This window comes from Pseudomonas sp. IPO3747 (genome assembly GCF_013385245.1).
GTDB classification, from domain to species: domain Bacteria; phylum Pseudomonadota; class Gammaproteobacteria; order Pseudomonadales; family Pseudomonadaceae; genus Aquipseudomonas; species Aquipseudomonas edaphica.
Genome location: NZ_JACAQL010000022.1, coordinates 398048 through 419297, shown reverse-complemented (window position 1 = coordinate 419297; position 21250 = coordinate 398048). Strand labels below are relative to the sequence as shown.

The window sequence follows — 21250 nt, the reverse complement described above, 5'->3', positions numbered from 1 at the left end:
GGGTCGCATTGTGGAAAAGCTAAAACGCCTCCAAAGTGGAATCGAAGGGCTCGACGCTCTGCTCAAGGGAGGGCTGGTCGCGGGCGCCTCCTACATAATCCAGGGGCGGCCAGGTTCTGGCAAAACGATCCTGGCCAACCAACTTGGGTTCCATCATGCGAACAATGGAGGCCGGGTTCTGGTCGCCACACTGCTGGCCGAGTCACACGACCGTCTGTTTCAATTTCTTTCTACTCTGAGCTTTTTCGACGCATCCAAAGTGGGCGCCGACATTCAGTTTGTCAGCGCGTTTGATACGTTGGAAAACGAAGGGCTGGACGAGGTGGTAAAACTGCTTCGGCGCGAGATAAGTCGCCAAAAAGCTACAGTGATGGTGGTAGACGGCTTGCTTAATGCTCGCTCAAAAGCCGACTCGCACATCGACACCAAGAAATTCATTTCCGAGTTGCAAGGGCACGCCGCTTTCGCGGGTTGCACGGTGCTATTTCTGACCAGCTCCCGTCTCGACGACGGCAGCCCTGAGCACACCATGGTTGATGGCGTCATTGAAATGGGCGAAGAGCTGTTTGGCACCCGCTCGGTACGTCGTATTCAACTGCGTAAAACTCGCGGCAGTGGAGCCATGACAGGCCTTCATGAGTGTGAGATTACCGACAATGGCTTGGTGGTTTACCCTCGTCTCGAAAGCCTTTATAGCCACCCGTCCGCCCCCGACAGCGCCGACATGACGCGTATTGCCAGTGGCATTGGTTCGCTGGACGGCATATTGGGTGGCGGCCTTTACAGTTCCAGCGTGTCTCTGGTCATGGGCCCCTCCGGCATTGGTAAAACGACGCTGGGCCTGAAATTTCTGGCCGAGTCGACGGTGGAAGCTCCAGGACTGCATTTTGGCTTTTATGAAAGCCCGCAACGGTTGCGACTCAAAGGCCAATCATTGGGTATCGATATCCAAGGCATGGAGAACAGCGGCGCCCTGAGCATTGCCTGGCAGCCTACCACTGAGGGGTTGCTGGATGGGTTGGGCGCACGCTTGTTGAGTCTTGTAGAAGAGAAGGGCATCAAGCGCCTGTTCATCGATAGCCTTAGCGGTATGACACGAGTTTCTACAAATCCGGCGCGAATTACTGACTTCTTGAGTGCGCTGATGAATGAACTGCGCTCCAGGGGCGTAACCGTATTCGCGTCCTGGGAAATGCGTGATCTATTTGGCTCCGAGGTCAGCGCGCCAAACTCTGACCTGTCCAGCATCGTCGATAACTTGATGCTGATGCGTTTCTCTGAGAATCACTCTGAACTAAGCAGGACGCTTTCCATTCTTAAGGTACGAGATAGCTCTTATGACCCCTCCAGATTTGAGGTTGTCATCCAAGATCGCGATGTTTTCCTGAAAAAGGCTTCGAGACATGAACCTTCAGCCCCCACTGGGACATCGCCCGGTTCACTTTCTTAAGCTTTTGAGTGGGTTGAATTAACATGACCACCATCCTGGTCGTCGATGACGAGTATTTGATCGCTGACATTCTCAGCTTCGCGCTGGAGGATGAGGGGTTCATGGTGGTGACTGCCAGCAATGGTCGAAAAGGACTGGAAGTGCTGGATAGAGAACGGCCAGCCTTGATCATCACCGATTTTATGATGCCCGTGATGGACGGCCTGGAATTTGCCACAGCCGTTCGAGCCCTCCCGTGCGCTAATCAATTGCCGATCATCCTGATGAGCGGTGCTCAGGCACACATCGGTATGCAGAGATCGGACCTGTTTGATGCGGTATTGGCGAAGCCATTCAACATCGACTTGATCATTGCCGAAGTTAAAAGGCTACTCGCCTCTGATCAGTGAGTACTGCCTCTACCTGCCCGGAGCCACGTGGGATCGGGCTCCGCTAGCCCGGCTGCAGCTCAGCCCTGGATCGGTAGTCATCAGGTTTTCCTTGAGTCCAATTTTCTTCTGTTTTAATCAACCTTTGACACGCGCACGTGTGGGGTTTTCTGCCGTGGTCGTTGCCGGTTGAAATACGCCTTTTGACTCAACCGAATTGCCCTGCCGATTCAACGGCGGTTTTTGGTTTCCTGCTACGTGTCAGCTGATAGGCAATTGCCAGCCATATGAACCACCCCGGCATGACCATCAACGCCACGCGTGTGTCAGGTCTCAATGCCAGCAGGCAGAGCACGAAGCCCATAAAAGCCAGTGACAACCAGGCCATTGGCACGCCGCCTGGCATCTTGTAAGCAGATTTGGCGTGAAGCTCAGGACGTTTTTTGCGATAGGCAATGTAAGACGCGAGGATGGTCGACCACGTGAAGATCACCAGGATCGCCGACACGGTGGAAACGATGGTGAAAGCTGTCATGACTTGCGGAACGATGAACAGCACGAGCACACCTGACAGCATCAACAGTGTCGTGAAGGCCAGGCTCAACAGAGGCACGCTGTTGCCCGATAGACGCCGAAAAATACCCGGAGCGTTGTCTTGATTCGCCAGCCCGAACAGCATGCGGCTGGAGGAGAATACGCCGCTGTTGGCCGATGACGCGGCGGATGTCAGGACCACGAAGTTAACGATGCCGGCTGCTGCGGGAAAGCCTGCGACGAGGAAAAGCTCGACAAAAGGGCTTTTTACCGGTGAAACCTGTTGCCAGGACGTCACGGCAATAATGCAGGCCAATGCCAACACGTAGAACAGGATGATTCGCAGCGGAATCGAGTTGATTGCCTTGGGTAACGTCCTCTGCGGAGCGCGGGTTTCTGCTGCAGCGGTGCCGATCAACTCGGTGCCGGCAAATGAGAATATCGCCATCTGAAAGCCGGCAAAAAACCCCAGCAAGCCATTAGGGAATGCAGCCTGCTTATCCACCAGATGGCTTAGCGACGCGGTGACGCCATTGGGCGAAACGAACGAGCTGGCAATCAGTACGATGCTGACCCCGATAAGCGTTACGACGGCGATGATCTTAATGATCGCGAACCAGAATTCGACTTCACCGAAAAGCCTGACCGTCAGCACATTCAAGGCAAACAGTGTCGCCAGCATCCCGATAGCCGGTATCCAGGCAGGCAGATGGGGAAACCAGTACTGGAAAAAACCGCCGACGACGACGGCATCGCCGATCACTGCAACGCTCCAGCTTAGCCAATAGGACCAGCCGAGAAAAAATGCAGCGCGAGGCCCCAGGTAGGCGCCGGCAAAATCCGCAAAGGTCTTGAAATTCAAATTGGAAAGCAGCATTTCGCCCATGGCACGCATGATGAAGTAAACGAACAGGCCAATGATCATGTAGATAAGAATGATCGAGGTGCCGGAGAGGGCGATGATCTTTCCGGAGCCCATGAACAACCCTGTACCAATGGCTCCGCCCATTGCCATTAACTGGATGTGACGATTGCTGAGCGTGCGCTGCAGCGCAGGCTGCTCAACCTGCTCTGATAGATTCGATTTCATTTCAAAACCTCTTGATTTTATGTTTTTGAGTTTTGGCAGAAAAGTGCATAGTCAGCGCCATTGTCAGGATGCAATGGCGGGTGACGGTGTTGGTTTATGGTGGACAGCGCCGGCCCCTTGCACATGCCTGGGGGCGGCTTTGGTCGGCTGCTGATCAAGCCTCTGGAACAGGTTTTTTATATGTTCAGGTTGATCACGCCGTCTTCGGGCGGATGCTCAAGCGCGCTTGCTCTCGAAGCCATGCAGTACGTTCACCGCGTTGATTCCGATTTCATCGACCATATAGCCGCCTTCCATCACAAACAGGGTGGGGCAACCCACACTCGCTATCAGCTCGCCGATCCCGATGAAATCCTCGCTTTCCAGCAGGAAGTGACTGATCGGGTCGTCCTTGAAGGTGTCGACCCCCAGTGAGATCACCAATACCTGCGGCGAGAATTGATGGAGTTTCCTGCAGGCATGCAGCAGGGCGTCGCGGTAGGTATCCCAGGCGGTGTTTTTCGGCAGCGGGTAGTTGAGGTTGAACCCTTCGCCAACACCTGCGCCGACTTCATCGCTGAACCCCGAATAGTAGGGATAGGACACGGCCGGCTCGCCGTGCAGCGATATGAACATCACGTCATTGCGCGGGTAAAAAATGTTCTGGGTGCCGTTACCGTGATGAAAATCGACGTCGAGCACCGCGACGCGTTTGGCGCCCTGGGTGATTGCCTGCTGTGCAGCAATGGCCGCGTTGTTGAGATAGCAGTAACCCCCCATGTATTCACGCGCCGCGTGATGGCCCGGCGGACGACAAAGGGCAAAGGCGCTGTCATGGCCCTCATCGATAAGCGCCAGACCCGTCAGGGCGATATCGGCACTGGTCTTGACCGCCTGCCAGGTGGTGGCAGTGATCGGCGAGCCGGCATCCATCGCATAGAAGCCGAGTTTGCCGTCAATGAACGTGGGCACCTGATCGTTGGCCAAGTCACGTACAGGCCACACCAGTGGCAGCGCATCATGGGTGCGCCCTGTGGCACACCATTGCGACCAGGCGCTTTCCAGGAAGCTCACGTAGCGCTCGCTGTGCGCGTTGACGTAACACGAGCGGTCGAACGCGCGCGGTTCGACTATCTGGCCAAGGCCAACTTGCTTGACGCGGTTGTGAACCGTGTCGGCCCGACTGGGCTGCTCGAACGACGGCTTGAGCACGCCATCCTTCAACTCGGTGCCATGGTGCAGACGATGGGAATCACTGAAAACTGTAAACATTCTGCGCATCCGTTAATGTGAGCCAGTGCAAATATTCTGTTCTGGTCAGGAGGCGATTTCTTTGCTTTGTTTTTGTGATTTTGTATATTTATCGGGCGATTTAACTCAGGAATGGCGTAATGAAGAAAAATATATCCAGGCGCATCAGCCTCGATGAGACCGATCTGGCCATTCTTGAGTTATTGCAGGAGGACGCGAGCATTTCCAATGCCGAACTCAGTGAGCGGCTTTCATTGAGCCTTACGCCTTGCTGGCGACGGCGCAAGAGAATGGAGGAGGCGGGGGTGATAAAGGGCTATCAGGCAACGCTTGATCGAAGAATGCTGGGGCTGGATATCATGGCATTCGTGCACATCCGCTTTTCCACGCATGCCGATCACGCTCCGGACGCCTTTGAGGCAGTGATTGTGCAACTGCCAGAGGTACTGGCCTGCCACAAGATCACCGGAGATGCCGACTACGTGCTCCAAGTGTTGGCGGAGGACCTTGATAGCTACAGCGACTTTATCGAGCAAGTGCTGCGGCGCCAGGTCGGTATTGCGTCTATTCAGTCGAGTTTGGCGTTGCGTGAAATCAAAGCGGGCAGCCGTATGGCCATACCCAAATTGAGCAAGGATTGAATGTCGGAGGTTCTGGGCCGCGCATGGGTGATTGCGGGGTGGTCATGCTGCGGCGCGCCGAGAATCTGCCGCGGTGCCCCTTGCTCCACCACTTGCCCCCGTTGCCTCGCTGTTGGATGTGCGCAACGCCATCGCCTGCCATAATCCACCCGTCTCACCCCAGCCCCCCCACACGGAGTCCATGCCATTCATGGTGCTGTTCAATCGATTGAGCGCGTTTTCCATCCAGGCGCGCCGGGCACTGAAGCTGGTGTGGGGCACGTCGCGTCCCTTATTCATAGGCCTGCTGCTGGCCACCATCGTTGCCGGTCTGTTGCCCGCGCTGGCTGCCTGGATCGGCCAGCGTATCGTCGATGGCGTGGTGCACGCGATGCAGATTCACGCAGCCGGCAGCCAGGCGCCCGTGTGGCCGGTGATGCAGTACGTGCTGGCCGAGGCGGGCGTGTTGGCGCTGCTGGCCGCCGCCCAGCGTGCGTTGTCCATGCAGCAATCGTTGCTGCGGGTGCAGTTGGGGGTGAAGGTCAACCTGATGATTCTGGAGAAAGCCCAGACCCTCTCACTCCTGCAATTTGAAGACGCCGAGTTCCACGACAAGCTGGTGCGCGTGCGCCAGGGCGCGTCGACACGGCCGCTGAGCCTGGTCACCAAGGGCCTGGGGCTGGTGCAGAACCTGATCTCGCTGATCAGCTTTGCCGTGCTGTTGGTGCACTTTTCGCCGTGGGCGCTGGTGATTCTGGTGGTCGGCGCCTTACCGGTGTTCTTCGCCGAGACGCATTTCTCGGGCAATGCGTTTCGCCTGTTCCACCGGCGCGCGCCCGAGACCCGTCAGCAGAATTACCTGGAATCGCTGCTGTCCCACGAAACCCACGCCAAAGAGGTCAAACTGTTCGGCCTGGCGCCGCTGTTCCTCAAGCGCTACCGCGACAACGCCCGGCGCTTGTACACCGAAGACCGCCAGTTGACGGTGCGCCGGGATGCCTGGGGCTTTGCCCTGGGCCTGCTGGGCACCGCGGCGTTTTATGTGGCTTACGCCTGGGTGGTGCTGGACACCGTGCGCGGCCAGACCAGCCTGGGACAGATGACCATGTACATCGTGCTGTTCAAGCAGGGGCAAAGCGCGATCACCGCCAGCCTCAGCGCGATTGCCGGCCTGTATGAAGACAGCCTGTTTCTGTCGGACCTTTATGAGTACCTGCTGACCCCCGTGGTCGTGCCCCGTGGCCGGCTTACCCAGGGCGCGCGTCCCGGCGACGGTCTGCGCTGCGAGCACGTGGGGTTCAGTTACCCCGGCGCTGAGCGGCCGGCATTGACTGACATCAACCTGCACTTGGCGCCGGGGCAAAGCCTGGCCCTGGTGGGCGAGAACGGCTCGGGCAAAACCAGCCTGATCAAACTGCTCACGCGCCTGTATACCCCGCACGCGGGGCGCATTCTGCTGGATGGCAGCGACTTGCAAGACTGGGATGAACAGACACTGCGCCAGCGCATCGGGGTGATTTTTCAGGATTACATCCGCTACCAGATGACCGTCGGCGAGAACCTTGGCGTGGGTGACGTCGATGCGCTGAACGACGAGGCGCGCTGGCGCACGGCCGCCACACAAGGGGTGGCCGCTGAATTCATCGAGCGTCTGAGCAAGGCCTACGGCACACCGTTAGGGCGCTGGCTTGGCGGCCAGGAGTTGTCGGGTGGGCAATGGCAGAAAGTCGCCTTGTCACGCGCGTATATGCGCCAGGAGGCGGACCTGCTGATTCTTGACGAGCCGACGGCCGCGCTGGACGCCGGCGCCGAGGCGGCGGTGTTCGAGCACTTTCGCGAACACGCCAAGGGCCGCATGACGTTGTTGATTTCCCATCGCTTCTCCAGCGTGCGCAATGCCGACCACATCATCGTGCTGGACGGCGGGCGAATCCTCGAGGAGGGTAGCCATCACCAATTGATGGCGGCGGGTGGGCGCTATGCCGAGTTGTTCGATGTTCAGGCGCGGGGGTATCGCTAGGTATCCGAGCGGCCGTCCAATCCGGCCAAGCGTATTGTTTCAAAGTTTTAGCACGCCATGCTCACCCCAAGCCCTGCGCGCCCCGGCGCACCGCTGAAACCCTGGCGCAGAACGCCCGACAATACCTCCAGGGTATCCCTTCAGACTTTTTCCATATTGGACGCCCCCGTACCCACGCGTCAGCCTGAGCCCAATAACTATAAAAGAGTCGCAACCATGACCGTGCTATTGAGTGAGCGCAGCCAGATTTTCCGGGGTGCCGATGCCTACGCGGTGTCGGACTACGTCAACCAGCATGTGGGCAGCCACTGCATTCGCCTGCCTCCCAAGGGCCGGCCACGGGCGAGTATCAGCCATCGCACCTTTGCCAGCCTGGACCTGTGCCGCATCAGCTACGGCGCTCCGGTACGGGTCACATCGGTGGCGCTGGAGACCATCTATCACCTGCAGATCCTGTTGAGCGGGCATTGCCGCTCCAGCTCCCGTGGTGAGGATGACGTGTTCGGGCCGGGGGAAATCCTGCTGATCAACCCGGACGACCCGGTAGACCTGACCTATTCCGCCGACTGCGAGAAATTCATCATCAAACTGCCGGTGCGCCTGCTGGAAAACGCCTGCCTGGAGCAGCACTGGAGCCTGCCGCAGGTGGGTATCCGCTTCGCGACGGCCCGCCACGCGCTCAGTGAAATGAGCGGCTTCCTGCCGTTGCTCGGGCTGATCTGCCATGAGGCGGAAAACGCTGCCGAGCCCCACATGCAGGGCCTGTACGAACGCATCGTGGCCAACAAGCTGCTGGCATTGCTGGGCAGCAATGTGTTGCGGGTGATCCCCCAGTCGGCCCACGGCGGTGGGTTTGAAGCGGTGCGCGAATTTATCCAGCAGCACCTGGGCGATGACATCAGCGTCGAGCAGTTGATGGCGGTGGCCAACGTCAGCGAACGTTCGCTGTACAGCCTGTTTGCGCGCCAGGTGGGGCTGTCGCCGCGCGACTATGTACGCCGCTGCAAGCTCGAACGCGTGCACGCACGCTTGCAACTGCGCAGCACGCGCAGCGTGACCGAGGTGGCTTTGGACCATGGCTTCATGCACCTGGGGCGGTTTGCCGAGGCCTATCGCAAATGCTTCGGCGAACTGCCGTCGCAGACCTTCAAACGCCATCGTTAAGCGACGTGCGCATGGCGGATAACGATGTGCAGGCAGCGGATATTGACGCGCAGGGCGAACACGTACGGTGAGGGCGCCTGATACAAGAACAACGGAGGGCCCGCCCCATGATCAGTACACTCGACCGACTCGCCGGCCAATTGCGCGAGTCCGTACAGGAAGACCCCGCCACCGGAGTGTTCCGCTGCCGCCGCGACATCTTTACCGACCCCGACCTGTTTGCCCTGGAGATGAAACACATCTTCGAAGGCGGCTGGATCTACCTGGCCCATGAAAGCCAGGTGCCCGAGATCAACGATTACTTCACCACCTGGATCGGCCGCCAGCCGGTGGTCATCACCCGTGACAAACACGCCGCGCTGCATGGCCTGGTCAACGCCTGCGCGCATCGCGGCGCCATGCTGTGCCGGCGCAAACAAGGCAACAAGGGCTCATTCACTTGCCCCTTCCATGGCTGGACGTTCAGCAACGCCGGCAAGCTGCTCAAGGTCAAGGACGCCAAGACCGGCGCCTACCCGGACAGCTTCGACTGCGACGGCTCCCATGACCTCAAGCGCCTGGCGCGCTTTGAAAGCTACCGCGGTTTCCTGTTCGGCAGCCTCAGCGATGCGGTGCCGGAACTGCGCGATTACCTGGGCGAAACCCGGGTGATCATCGACCAGATGGTCGACCAGGCGCCTTTGGGCCTGGAGGTGCTGCGCGGCAGCTCATCCTATGTCTATGACGGCAACTGGAAGCTGCAAATCGAAAACGGCGCCGACGGTTACCACGTCAGCTCCGTGCACTGGAACTACTCGGCGACCATGGGCCGGCGCAACTACGAGGCCGAAGGCACGCGCACCGTCGACGCCAATGGCTGGTCGAAAAGCCTGGGCGGCGTCTACGCCTTCGACCACGGGCATATCCTGCTGTGGACGCGCCTGCTCAACCCCGAAGTGCGCCCGGTGCACGCTCACCGCGAGGCCTTGGCCGAACGCCTGGGCCAGGCGCGCGCCGACTTTATCGTCGACCAGACCCGCAACCTCTGCCTCTACCCCAATGTGTACCTGATGGACCAGTTCTCGACCCAGATCCGCGTGGTGCGCCCCCTCGCCGTGGATAAAACCGAAGTGACCATCTATTGCATGGCGCCCATCGGCGAAAGCGCCCAGGAGCGCGCCACGCGGATTCGCCAGTACGAAGACTTCTTCAACGTCAGCGGCATGGGCACCCCGGATGACCTCGAGGAGTTCCGCGCCTGCCAGACCGGTTACCAGGGCGCGAGCACCCTGTGGAATGACCTCAGCCGTGGCGCCAAACAGTGGGTGGAAGGGGCCGATGAGAATGCCTTGGCCATGGGTATGCAACCGCAGCTCAGCGGGGTCAAGACCGAGGACGAGGGCTTGTTTGTGCGCCAGCATGCGCACTGGGCCCAAAGCCTGCAGCGTGCGATAGAGCGCGAGCAGCAAGGGCTGATTGCCAGCGACCGCGAGGTGCAGCCATGAGCCTTGCCCGTGAGCACCTGCTGGATTTTCTCTACCGTGAAGCGCGCCTGCTCGACGACCGCCAATGGGATGACTGGCTGGCCTGCTATTCGCCCAAGGCCGAGTTCTGGATGCCCGCCTGGGACGATCACGACACCCTCACCGAAGACCCGCAGCGCGAAATCTCGCTGATCTACTACCCCAGCCGTGACGGTCTGGAAGACCGCATCTTCCGCATCAAGACCGAGCGCTCCAGCGCCAGCACGCCCGAGCCACGCACCGTGCATATGCTGTGCAACCTCGAAGTTCTGGCCGACGACGGCTCGCAGGTGGACCTGCGTTTCAACTGGCACACCCTCAGCCACCGCTACAAAACCACCGACAGTTATTTCGGTACCTCCTTCTATCGCCTCGACATCGGTGCCGAGCAGCCGCTGATCACGCGCAAGAAGGTGGTGCTTAAAAACGACTACATCCACCAGGTCATCGACATCTACCACATCTGAGGACACCGCCATGACGTATGCCATTGCCCTGAACTTCGAAGATGGGGTGACCCGCTTCATCGACTGCAAGATGGGGGAAAAGGTGCTCGATGCCGCCTTCCGCCAACGCATCAACCTGCCCATGGACTGCTCGGACGGTGTGTGCGGCACCTGCAAATGCCGCTGTGAAACCGGCGCCTACGACTTGGGCGACGACTATATCGACGACGCGCTGAGCGCCGACGAAGCGCAGGCGCGCCTGGTTCTGACCTGCCAGATGGTGCCGCAGTCCGACTGCGTGATCGCCGTGCCGGTGCCGTCCAGCGCCTGCAAGACCGGCACCACGCAGTTTGCCGCGACGCTGGCCGGCATCACCCGACATGCCGATGCCGCGCTGCAGGTGAGTTTCGAGCTGGACCAGGCGCCAGTATTCCTGCCCGGCCAGTACGTGAATATCAGCGTGCCCGACAGTGGGCAGACACGCGCTTACTCCTTCAGCAGTCGCCCGGGCGACACGCACGCCAGCTTCCTGATCAAGCACGTGCCCGGCGGGTTGATGAGCAGCTGGCTGGAGCACGCCCAGCCCGGCGACCGCGTGGCGATTACCGGCCCGCTGGGGAGTTTCTACCTGCGTGAGGTGGCGCGGCCGCTGCTGTTACTGGCCGGTGGTACCGGCCTGGCGCCGTTCCTGTCGATGCTTGAAGTGCTCGCGCAGCGCCAGGAAACCCGCCCGGTCCGGTTGATCTACGGCGTAACGCGCGATCAGGACCTGGTGATGGTCGAGGCGTTGCAGGCTTTTACCGCGCGTTTGCCCGACTTCAACCTGGTGACCTGCGTGGCTGATCCGCACACCACTCACCCGCGCCAGGGCTATGTGACGCAGCACATGGCCGACGAAGCCCTCAATGGCGGCGATGTCGACGTGTACCTGTGCGGCCCGCCGCCGATGGTCGATGCGGTGCGCGAGCACTTCAAGCAGCAGGGCGTGACCCCGGCCAGCTTCCATTACGAGAAATTCACCGCTAACGCCGTCGCCACGTGCGATGCCGCCTGAGGACTGCCGCATGACTCAACGGTTTAACAACAAGGTCGCGCTGGTCACCGGCGCTGCCCAAGGGATCGGCCGGCGTGTCGCCGAGCGCTTGCTGGAGGAGGGCGCCTGGCTGGTCGCAGTGGATCGCTCCGAGCTGGTGCATGAATTGCAGCATGAGCGAGCGCTGCTGCTGACCGCCGACCTGGAACACTACAGCGAGTGCGCGCGGGTGATGGCCGCCGCCACGGCGCGTTTCGGGCGCATCGACGTGCTGGTCAACAACGTCGGCGGGACTATCTGGGCCAAGCCTTTCGAGCATTACGCCGAGGCTGAAATCGAGGCCGAAGTGCGCCGCTCGCTGTTCCCTACGTTGTGGTGCTGCCATTGCGTGCTGCCCTACATGCTGGAGCAGGGCGCGGGCGCCATCGTCAACGTGTCTTCCGTGGCGACGCGTGGGGTCAATCGCGTGCCGTATGGCGCGGCCAAGGGCGGCGTGAATGCCTTGACGGCCTGCCTGGCCCTGGAGACTGCCGGCAGCGGGATCCGGGTCAACGCCACCGCGCCCGGCGGCACCGAGGCACCGCCACGGCGGATCCCGCGCAACAGCCAGCCGCAGAGCGAGCAAGAGCGTGTGTGGTACCAGCAGATCGTCGACCAGACCCTCGACAGCAGCCCGATGAAACGCTACGGCAGCATCGACGAACAAGCTGGCGCGATTCTGTTCCTGGCCTGCGACGAGGCCTCCTACATCACCGGCGTGACCTTGCCGGTGGGCGGCGGCGACCTCGGCTAAGGCTTTTTCCATCAGCTGACACTGACTCACAACAACAATAAAGAGAGCACTGCCATGCGTAGCCATGATGTCCATTCGATTATCGATAATGCCCCGTTCAACCGCTTCCACTGGTTGATCGTGAGCCTGTGTGCCTTGCTATTGATCTTTGACGGCTATGACTTGTTTATCTACGGCGTGGTCCTGCCGTCAATCATGCGCGAGTGGGGGCTGACGCCGTTGCAGGCTGGCGCCCTGGGCAGCTATGCGCTGTTCGGCATGATGTTCGGCGCGTTGATTTTCGGCACCCTGGCGGACCGTTTCGGGCGCAAGAAAGGCATCGTGTTCTGTTTCACCCTGTTCAGTCTGGCCACCGTGATCAATGGCTTTGCCAGCAGCCCAACCGAGTTCGGTATCTGCCGTTTTATCGCCGGGCTCGGCTGCGGCGGGTTGATGCCCAACGCGGCGGCGCTGATCAACGAATACGCGCCGAAGAAATTGCGCAGTACCTTGATGGCCTTCATGTTCAGCGGCTATTCCCTGGGCGGCATGCTCGCCGCCAGCGTGGGGATTTTCATGCTGCCGGCCTATGGTTGGCAGTCGATGTTTTTTGTGGCGGTGATTCCGCTGCTGCTGTTGCCACTGATTGTGTACTGGCTGCCAGAATCCATCGGCTTCCTGATCCGCCAGGGCCAACAAGACAAGGCTCGCGCGCTGCTTAATCGGTTGTCGCCAGGCACCAGGATCGAGGTCGACGATGCACTGGTGATCGTCGACAGCAAAGGTAAAAGCGCCTCGGTGGTAGAGCTGTTCCGCCATGGCCTGGCGGTACGTACGGCAATGATCTGGGTCGCGTTTTTCTGCTGCCTGCTGATGGTCTATGCATTGAGTTCATGGCTGCCCAAGCTGATGGCCGGCGCCGGTTACAGCCTGGGGTCGAGCCTGTCGTTCCTGATCGCGCTGAACCTGGGCGGCATGGCCGGGGCGCTGCTCGGCGGCCGTTTGGGCGACCGCCTGAACCTGGTGAAAGTCGTGATCTGCTTCTTCGCCGCCGCCATGGTCTCGATCAGCCTGCTGGGCATCAACAGCCCGATGCCGGTCCTATACCTGCTGATCTTCGTCGCGGGTGCCACCACCATTGGTACGCAGATCCTGCTGTACGCGGGGGCTGCGCAGCTTTACGGCTTGTCGATTCGCGCCACAGGCCTGGGCTGGGCGTCCGGCATCGGTCGCAATGGCGCGATAGTCGGCCCGCTGTTGGGCGGCGCGCTGATGGCGATCGAACTGCCTCTGCAACTGAATTTCATGGTCTTTGCGATCCCCGGCGCGATTGCAGCGCTGGCGATGACGGTGTTTGCCCTGAATGAGCGGCGCACCCGTATTGCCATGCCCGTTGCCCCGGCGCTGTGACTGCCAAACCGTCGGCGTTGCTCTGGCAGTTGCATTCGAGCCCTCCAGAAGACGCCTAGAGACTGTCAGGGTCGCCAAAAAACATCTGAATCCGCGACCTCAACCACCGCTCCCCCGGATCATTATCCTGCGACCCACGCCACGCCATGTGCAGCTCAAACGTGCGTACCGGCAACGGTGGGTCTTCGGCGCGCAAACCGCCCGCCGAGGTCAGTGCTTCGGCGGCGTAATCCGGCACGGTGGCGAGGATGTCGGTGCCGGCCAGCAGTGTGCCCAGCCCGTTGAATTGCGGCACGGCCAATACCACGTGGCGTTTGCGATCGAGCTTCTCCAGCTCTTCATCAATAAACCCGCTCAGGTCGCCTGCGAAGGACACGAGGGCGTGAGGGCGGGCGCAGAAGTCGTCCAGGCTCAGGGAGCCGGGCACGCTGTCGGCGCGCAGCAGTTTTGGCAGGCTGCGGCGCAGCACTTTGCGTTTGGCGTTGGCCGGCAGGTCGGCGGTGTAGCTCACGCCGATGGAAATTTCGCCGGAGGCCAGCAGGCCCGGCATCAGGATGTAGTTGACGCGGCGCACCACCAGCACGATGCCAGGCGCCTCGGCACGCAGGCGTTTGAGCAGTTGCGGCAGCAAGGCGAATTCAACGTCGTCGGACAGGCCGATACGGAACACGGCGGTGCTGGTGGCCGGGTCGAACTCGGCGGCGCGGCTCACCGCGGTGGAGATCGAGTCCAGGGCCGGGGAGAGCAGGGCGAAGATTTCCACGGCACGTGCCGTCGGCTCCATGCTGCGCCCGGTACGTACAAACAGCGGGTCATCGAACAGCCCACGCAGACGCGACAACGCCGCGCTGATGGCCGGCTGGCCAAGGAACAATTTCTCGGCAGCGCGGGTCACACTGCGCTCATGCATCAAGGTTTCGAATACGATCAAGAGGTTAAGGTCGACACGACGCAGGTCGTTACGGTTCATCTTGTGTCCTGGAAGAGTCAGCTAACTTGACGTGAGCGGCCACATGTAAACAATGACCGGCATGAATCTTACGGGGAAAGGCTGGTACTCTGCACCGGATAATTGAGTTTTCCTACGATACTTGAGGCAAATGCCTCAGTTGCGGAATCAATGACAGACATGTCGACTATTAATGGCGACCGGTGGCCTTACCTGGAAAGCCCAGATAGAGTTCATGGCATTAGAGGTTACTTTGACGAGGTTTGCGATGTCCCGCACGATCCGTTTTCACAAGTTTGGTCCGGCCGAGGTGCTCAAATGCGAAGAGCATGCAGCCGCGCAGCCCGCACCGGGCGAAGTGCAGGTGCGTGTCGAAGCGATTGGCATCAGCTGGTATGACATTCTGTGGCGCCAGAACCTGGCGTCCTCCCATGCACGCTTGCCGTCCGGCCTTGGCCATGAGATGGCCGGTGTGGTGGTGGCCCTCGGTGAGGGCGTGGATGACTTGGCGGTAGGCGATAAGGTGGCCAGTTTTCCGGCCGAGAGCCCCAATGATTACCCCGTGTATGGCGAGCAAATCGTGCTGCCGCGTTCGGCGCTGACCCGTTATCCGGATGTGCTGAGCCCGATTGAAGCCAGCGTGCATTACACGCCGCTGTTGATCGCCTACTTTGCCTATATGGACCTGGCGCGGGTCAAACCCGGCCAGTTTGCCCTGGTGACTGACGCCAGCCACTGTGCCGGCCCTTCGTTCGTACAACTGGGCAAGGCGCTGGGTGTTCGGGTGATCGCCGCCACCAAGGACAGCGCCGAGCGTGAATACCTGCTGTCGCTGGGGGCCGAGAAGGTCATTGTCACCGAAGAGCAGGACCTGCTGATGCAAATCAACAAGTTCACAGATAACCGCGGCGTGGATGTGGTGTTCGATGGCTTGGGCGGCCCGCAGATGTCATTGCTCGGTGATGTGCTGGCGCCCCGTGGCAGCCTGGTGCTCTACGGTTTGCAAGGCGGCAATCAGACGCCATTCCCGGCCTGTGCAGCGTTCCAGAAGAACATCCAGTTCTTTGTGCACTGTATCGGTAACTTCACCGGTAAGCCGGAGTTGGGCATCATTCAGGACCACGTTGCCTTGCAACGCGCCTTGCGTGACATCAACCAACTGACGGCCGATCGCGTGCTGGTGCCGCTGAAAACCACCGTGTTTGCGTTCAACCAGTTTGTAGAAGCACACCGTTACATGGACGAATGCCCGTGCCGCGAGCGCGTTGCGTTGCAGGTTGAGGCTGTTTGAGGTGTAGGAAGATTCGTAAATGAGTTTTACAAACCCTCGGCGCATGGGGCAAATGCGCCATTTGAAAGGGTTGAATCCGCGCGTTGTCTGAAACGCGCAACGGCCGTCCGGTCCCGCAAACGATGCCCTTTTTCCCGCCGCCGCCCTGAAATTCAGCGCGGCGTTGTTGTGTCTGCGCCCTGCGTATTTGGCCCGGCAACTATCTGAACTGGTTTTCGGCCAGCTTCTGTATCTGTTAATCATTATTTCAGCCCTGATAATTGGTACTTCACTTTCAACTCAAGGACTGAGTAATGAATGATTGTCTGATTCATCAGCAGGTACTTCCTGCAACTACGCGTGACGCCATTGCTATCAGGACGCGAGGTGATCGGCACGCCAAGGACTGGTTCCGATCGATGCATGACCGGAGATTGAAAATTGACAAGTTTTATTTGTCAGATGGATCTTTAAATTCGAGGTTAAAGAGCTGTAGGAGCTTGTCTGAATATTCCTAGGAGCGCTGCTGAAAATCGCTGGGATGCTTGCGGTACGGCTGTTCGACGCCAGCGCTGCCGTGCAAGGAGCCCCCTACGCGGTCCTTATCGATTTGTTACCGGGTGCTAGTGTTTATCTGTCGCACACACTGCGCCGCAGGCAACGTTCTTACACATGCAATAGATCGGACAACTACGCTCGGTAGTTGTTTTGAACTGATATTTCAACTCAGGTAGTAGAACTATGAGCGCTATTCACGAGCAGGCCATGAATTATGTTTACCAGCAAGTTCAACAACGCTTGGTTGGGTATTTCACACGCGCGGAGCGCACCGCACTTCAATTATTGATTCAGCGTATTGTCGTGGCCGCCGGCGGCATGGAACAAGTAGGCGATTACAAAGTGCTGGTGGCCCATGGCGGTGGCGAAGTCAGCAGCTACACCTTGGCGCTACTGCGTGCCGCACAGTTGAGTATTGCCGCACGTGCGCCCAGGACCTTCCAGTTACGGGTGGCAACGTTACGCCACGCGGGTATGACGCAAGAAACCCTCGACGCGATTCATCGCGGTTATAGCCGGCTGTTTTTCCATGATGACGAGCGGGTCGAGTTGTTGATGGTCGAAAACGAACAGGTGTTGCCCTTCAACCATCAGCGTCCGGCCTCCAGCCGTGGCTGTGAAGCTCACCAGCGCAACATGTTGATGGTGGGGCACCTGACCTCCGGCGATGTTCGCGCCACGCTGTGTAACGATGCCTACCTGGCACTGGGGGACTTTTATCAGCGTGTCACCGCCTGGAACGGTGGCGTGCACGCGCTGGTCAGCGGCGATTCCGCGCGCAAACAGAGCCAGCTGCTGGCCTGGCTGAAAAAAGCCGCCCAGGCCAAAAGCGTCAAGGCTGCCAAGGGTATACCGACGTCGCTTGGCGGGTTGTTCACGCGCATGGATGAGTGGAGCGGCGACTTCTACCGTGACCTGTACGGCGAGCACTATGTGCCCAAAGCTGACGTCAGCCCAGGTGGGTATCGCCACCTGGCCTATATCGGCATTGCCGACTTGCTCGAAGGCATCGACCGCGCGACTGCGCCGTTGCTCATCGACTTCATGGCTTACACGCCAGATCCGTTGGGCTTTCACTTTAGCCACCCAAGCTTTGCCAACCCACCGTTGATGGCGCACCTGCGCGGCCTGCAGGCCGAATGCCTGCGCGAGTTGCATTACGAGGAGGGCGTGGAGGAGTTCCTCGGGCAGGCGCGCAATTACCTGCGGCGTCGGCAGGTGCCCGAAGAGCTGGTGAACCAGGTCGCCAATCGCGGGGAGCGTGCGTTGTCGAGCAGCCTTGCCCAACAATTTTTCGGTCTGGACGAGAACCAGTTGGTCTGCCTGCTGTTTTCGCCTTTCATTCATCATGGCGAACGGCTGGAAGGCTATTTGCGTCAGTGCCACCCTGGCATGCTGGTGGCGTTGCCCGAGTTGCACAAGGTTTTGCAGGGTAAACCGGCAGCCGAGATGCTGCAGCAATGGGTCGCCGATGCCAGTGGGTTGCCGTTGCCTTTGCTCCAGCATCTGTACCGCAAGCGGCCGATGAACCTGGCCCTCGGCGGTGCCCGCAGCGCGCCTGTGCAAAGGTCTCAAGCCCGTGATGGCATGGCCTTTCAGCTGTCTGGGCGATGACGCTGCGGGGCGCACGGCAGGCTGACTTTGCTTATCAGGCGGTCTACCGCTACATGATCAGCCTGATTAACGAGGTGAGCACGGATACGCGCGTAAAGCTGCCGTCATTGCGCCAGTTATCCCAGCGACTCAACGTGTCGATCTCCACCATTCAATATGCGTATTCGTTGCTGGAAAAGGAGGGCAGGGTGTATTCGGTGGCCAAGTCGGGGTACTACGCCTGGCCGCTCGCCGGTGGACCCGTGGCGTGTCCCAGCGGGGATCTGCTCGAGCGTCTCTATGTGGCGTCCCGGCGCCCGGGCATGACAGTGCTCAGCGGCGATGAACCGGCCTTGCTGGCATCATTGGACGGCACCTTGCTGCGCCTGGAGCGCGAGTTGGTGCGCCAGTATCCTGGGCATCTGCAGCCTTGGTCACAGCCCTGCGGGGTGTGGGAACTAAGAGCCGCACTGGCGGCTCGCTACACCTCATCACCCACCCGCTGCTGGCATGCTGATGACGTGTACATCGGCGCGGACTTGCGCGGTGTGCTCGACATCCTTATCGAGGTATTGGGCTTGCGCGGTGCCTCGGTGGTGGTCGAGTCACCCTGCGAGTGGTCGATCCTGCGCCTGCTGCAGGATGCCGGGGTACGTGTCCTTGAACTGCCCTGGGGCGAGGATGGCCGCCTGGAACTGGCATTGCTTGAAGGGATGCTGCGTCACGAATCAGTGCAATTGGTCGTGCTGTCGTCGTCGATCAGCTTGCCGTCAGCCTTTGCCCTGCAGCCCCAAGACCGCCTGGAGGTGGCGCAACTGCTCGATCGGTACGATTGCTGGCTATTGGAAAACGATACCTGCGGCGAACTGGGATTCAAGCCGGCACCGGTTGCCCTGCGCGATCTGGTCAACCCTGAGCGGTTGGTGGTGTTTGCCTCTTTCGAGAAAATACTCGGGCCAGAGGCGCCGTTTGGCTACGCATTGTCGCGGCACTTAAGCGGTGAGTTGCAGCGCCAGTTCCTGCTGCGCTCGTTCCGGCTATCCTCAATTCGCCAGCGCGCGATTGCGCGCCTGTACCACAGCGGCAAGATCGACCAGCACTTGCACCACTTACGCCTTCTGCTGCGTGAGCAGGCGCGCGAAATGGGTGAACTTTTGGGTCGGCACCTGGGTGATCAAGTGACTTACCGAGTGCCGGCGGGCGGGGCCACCTTTTGGTTGGGCGCCTCCCGGGCGGTGGACATGCGCAAGGCTTTCCACGCCTTGCTGGCCCGTCAGGTAGTCGTGGCGCCCGGTGAGTTGTTCAGCCTGTGTGGCCTGCATCACCAGCATCTGCGGTTGAGCAGCACCTTCCATGGGCAGCCCAACCTGGACATTGCCCTGGCCTTGGTGGGCGAGGCGCTGCGTGATGCACAGATCAGCTAGATGCATGAAATTTCTCTGTGTCTTGTAGGATCAATACCGTCGCGCAGTAGTCCAACTCTCAGTAAACTGTCATTTTTTCCGAATCCTTCTTTCTCGAGGTTTATGCATGACAATCAGTCCTTTTGCGGGCAAGCCGGCGCCAGCTCAGTTGCTGGTGGATATCCCGCGACTGGTCACGGCCTATTACACCGGCCAGCCTGATGCAGCGATCTCCACCCAGCGCGTGGCCTTTGGTACTTCCGGGCACCGTGGCAGCTCGTTCGAGCTGAGTTTCAACGAATGGCACGTACTTGCTATCAGCCAGGCTATTTGCCTGTACCGTGAAGCCCAGGGCATCAATGGTCCCTTGTTCGTCGGCCTGGACACCCACGCACTGTCGACTCCAGCGGGCGCGAGTGCCCTGGAAGTGCTGGCCGCCAACGGCGTGCACGTGATGCTGGCTGAAGGTGATGAATACACGCCGACCCCGGCCATTTCCCACGCCATCATTTGCTACAACCGTGGCCGTACCAGCGGCCTGGCAGACGGCATCGTGATTACGCCGTCGCACAACCCGCCACAAAGTGGCGGTTACAAGTACAACCCGCCCAATGGCGGCCCGGCCGATACCCACGTTACCAAGTGGATCGAAGCCAAGGCCAACGAGCTGCTGGCCAACAAACTGGCCGGGGTTAAACGCATTACCCACGCCCAGGCACTCAAGGCCGACACCACCCATCGCCATGACTACCTCAACAGCTATGTGGCCGACCTGGTCAATGTGATCGATATGGACGCCATCCGCAGCGCCGACCTGCGCCTGGGCGTGGATCCGTTGGGCGGAGCAGGGGTGCGCTACTGGTCGGCGATTGCCGAGCACTACCGTTTGAACCTGGACGTGGTGAACACCGAGGTCGACTCGACTTTCCGCTTCATGAGCGTCGACTGGGACGGCCAGATCCGCATGGACCCGTCCTCCAGCTATGCGATGCAAGGCTTGATCGGCCTCAAGGACCGTTTCGACGTCGCCTTCGCCTGTGACCCGGACCACGACCGCCACGGCATCGTTACGCCATCGGGTGGCCTGCTGGCACCGAACAACTACCTCGCCGTGTCGATTGATTACCTGTTCCAGAACCGTGCGCAGTGGCGCGCCGATGCTGCGGTGGGCAAGACCGTGGTCAGCAGTGGCTTGATTGATCGTGTTGCAGCGCGTATCGGCCGTCGCCTGTTTGAGGTGCCAGTGGGCTTCAAGTGGTTTGCCGATGGCCTGTTCGAAGGCTCACTGGGCTTTGGCGGCGAAGAAAGCGCCGGCGCGTCGTTCCTGCGCAAGGACGGCACGGTGTGGAGCACCGATAAAGATGGCCTGATCCCGGCCTTGCTGGCCGCCGAAATGACCTCGCGCAAAGGCCAGGACCCCAGCCAGATCTACCGTGGCCTGACTGACGCGCTGGGCGAGCCGTTCGCGATTCGTGTCGACGCCAAGGCGACCCCGGCGCAGAAAGCGTTGCTGGGCAAGCTGTCGCCTGCGCAGGTCACCTCCACGCAACTGGCCGGGGAGAGCATCGAGCAGATCCTCAGCCACGCGCCGGGTAATAACCAGGCAATCGGCGGCTTGAAAGTGATGACCAAAAACGGCTGGTTCGCCGCACGGCCATCGGGCACCGAGGACATCTACAAGATCTACGCTGAAAGCTTTGTGGGTGAAGACCACCTCAAGCAGTTGGTGGAAGAGGCGCAGGTGCTGGTAGACGGCGCCATCAGTTCTAACTGACGCAATGTGGGAGCTGGCTTGCCTGCGACTGCATCAACTCTGTGTACCTGATGTACCGAGTTGT

17 protein-coding genes are annotated in these 21250 nt (G+C 60.0%); 14 read left to right on the top strand and 3 right to left on the bottom strand.

Annotated features, from left to right (window positions below; genetic code table 11):
• Positions 1-10: 10 nt before the first annotated feature.
• Positions 11-1450, top strand: a complete 1440-nt coding sequence (locus HX790_RS23370) for an ATPase domain-containing protein (protein WP_099549820.1) — start codon at positions 11-13, stop codon at positions 1448-1450.
• Positions 1451-1473: 23 nt separating this feature from the next.
• Positions 1474-1839: a response regulator gene (locus tag HX790_RS23365; RefSeq protein WP_017135562.1), complete on the top strand. Its 366-nt coding sequence runs from the start codon at positions 1474-1476 to the stop codon at positions 1837-1839.
• Between the two features lie 187 nt (positions 1840-2026).
• Here the strand turns inward: HX790_RS23365 and HX790_RS23360 are convergent, their stop codons facing one another.
• On the bottom strand, positions 2027-3442 hold the full coding sequence (locus HX790_RS23360; protein WP_017135563.1) for an amino acid permease: 1416 nt from the start codon (positions 3440-3442) through the stop codon (positions 2027-2029).
• 216 nt (positions 3443-3658) lie between these two features.
• Complete coding sequence (locus tag HX790_RS23355; RefSeq protein WP_017135564.1) at positions 3659-4693, bottom strand: histone deacetylase family protein; 1035 nt, start codon at positions 4691-4693, stop codon at positions 3659-3661.
• A 119-nt stretch (positions 4694-4812) separates the two neighbouring features.
• Between HX790_RS23355 and HX790_RS23350 the strand changes: the two genes are divergently transcribed.
• The 8 genes from HX790_RS23350 to HX790_RS23315 all read left to right on the top strand — a co-directional run bounded on the left by HX790_RS23350 (position 4813) and on the right by HX790_RS23315 (position 13639).
• Complete coding sequence (locus HX790_RS23350; RefSeq protein ID WP_017135565.1) at positions 4813-5313, top strand: Lrp/AsnC family transcriptional regulator; 501 nt, start codon at positions 4813-4815, stop codon at positions 5311-5313.
• 190 nt (positions 5314-5503) lie between these two features.
• A complete protein-coding gene (locus HX790_RS23345; protein ID WP_176992312.1) occupies positions 5504-7312 on the top strand; it encodes an ABC transporter ATP-binding protein in 1809 nt (602 codons plus the stop codon).
• 216 nt (positions 7313-7528) lie between these two features.
• Positions 7529-8476, top strand: a complete 948-nt coding sequence (locus HX790_RS23340; RefSeq protein ID WP_176992245.1) for an AraC family transcriptional regulator — start codon at positions 7529-7531, stop codon at positions 8474-8476.
• 107 nt (positions 8477-8583) lie between these two features.
• The gene (locus tag HX790_RS23335) at positions 8584-9960 is read left to right on the top strand and encodes a Rieske 2Fe-2S domain-containing protein (RefSeq protein WP_099549815.1); all 1377 of its coding nucleotides are present in this window, start codon (positions 8584-8586) and stop codon (positions 9958-9960) included.
• Positions 9957-10445 (top strand): benzoate 1,2-dioxygenase small subunit, encoded by a 489-nt coding sequence (gene benB, locus HX790_RS23330; RefSeq protein WP_176992244.1) that lies wholly within the window; start codon positions 9957-9959, stop codon positions 10443-10445. Before HX790_RS23335 ends, benB begins: the two co-directional genes overlap by 4 nt.
• 10 nt (positions 10446-10455) lie before the next feature.
• Positions 10456-11478 carry a benzoate 1,2-dioxygenase electron transfer component BenC gene (gene benC, locus HX790_RS23325; RefSeq protein WP_176992243.1) on the top strand — a complete coding sequence of 341 codons (1023 nt, stop codon included), beginning with the start codon at positions 10456-10458 and terminating at the stop codon, positions 11476-11478.
• Between the two features lie 10 nt (positions 11479-11488).
• Entirely contained in the window at positions 11489-12250 is a 762-nt protein-coding gene (locus HX790_RS23320) for a 1,6-dihydroxycyclohexa-2,4-diene-1-carboxylate dehydrogenase (protein ID WP_099549812.1), read from the top strand.
• Positions 12251-12304: 54 nt separating this feature from the next.
• Positions 12305-13639: an aromatic acid/H+ symport family MFS transporter gene (locus HX790_RS23315; RefSeq protein ID WP_176992242.1), complete on the top strand. Its 1335-nt coding sequence runs from the start codon at positions 12305-12307 to the stop codon at positions 13637-13639.
• Between the two features lie 55 nt (positions 13640-13694).
• Here HX790_RS23315 and HX790_RS23310 read toward each other — a convergent pair whose 3' ends face one another.
• Positions 13695-14609 carry a LysR family transcriptional regulator gene (locus tag HX790_RS23310; protein ID WP_244972951.1) on the bottom strand — a complete coding sequence of 305 codons (915 nt, stop codon included), beginning with the start codon at positions 14607-14609 and terminating at the stop codon, positions 13695-13697.
• A gap of 247 nt (positions 14610-14856) precedes the next feature.
• On the opposite strand from HX790_RS23310, the gene HX790_RS23305 reads away from it, so the two are divergent.
• From HX790_RS23305 to pgm, 4 genes are all read left to right on the top strand, one after another.
• Positions 14857-15879, top strand: coding sequence for a zinc-dependent alcohol dehydrogenase family protein (locus HX790_RS23305; RefSeq protein WP_017135574.1), 1023 nt, complete (start codon positions 14857-14859; stop codon positions 15877-15879).
• Positions 15880-16599: 720 nt separating this feature from the next.
• Entirely contained in the window at positions 16600-18030 is a 1431-nt protein-coding gene (locus HX790_RS23300) for a hypothetical protein (protein WP_099549800.1), read from the top strand.
• Positions 18027-19433: a PLP-dependent aminotransferase family protein gene (locus HX790_RS23295; protein ID WP_176992241.1), complete on the top strand. Its 1407-nt coding sequence runs from the start codon at positions 18027-18029 to the stop codon at positions 19431-19433. Before HX790_RS23300 ends, HX790_RS23295 begins: the two co-directional genes overlap by 4 nt.
• Positions 19434-19539: 106 nt before the next feature.
• Positions 19540-21186 carry a phosphoglucomutase (alpha-D-glucose-1,6-bisphosphate-dependent) gene (gene pgm, locus HX790_RS23290; RefSeq protein ID WP_099549798.1) on the top strand — a complete coding sequence of 549 codons (1647 nt, stop codon included), beginning with the start codon at positions 19540-19542 and terminating at the stop codon, positions 21184-21186.
• Positions 21187-21250: the final 64 nt, after the last annotated feature.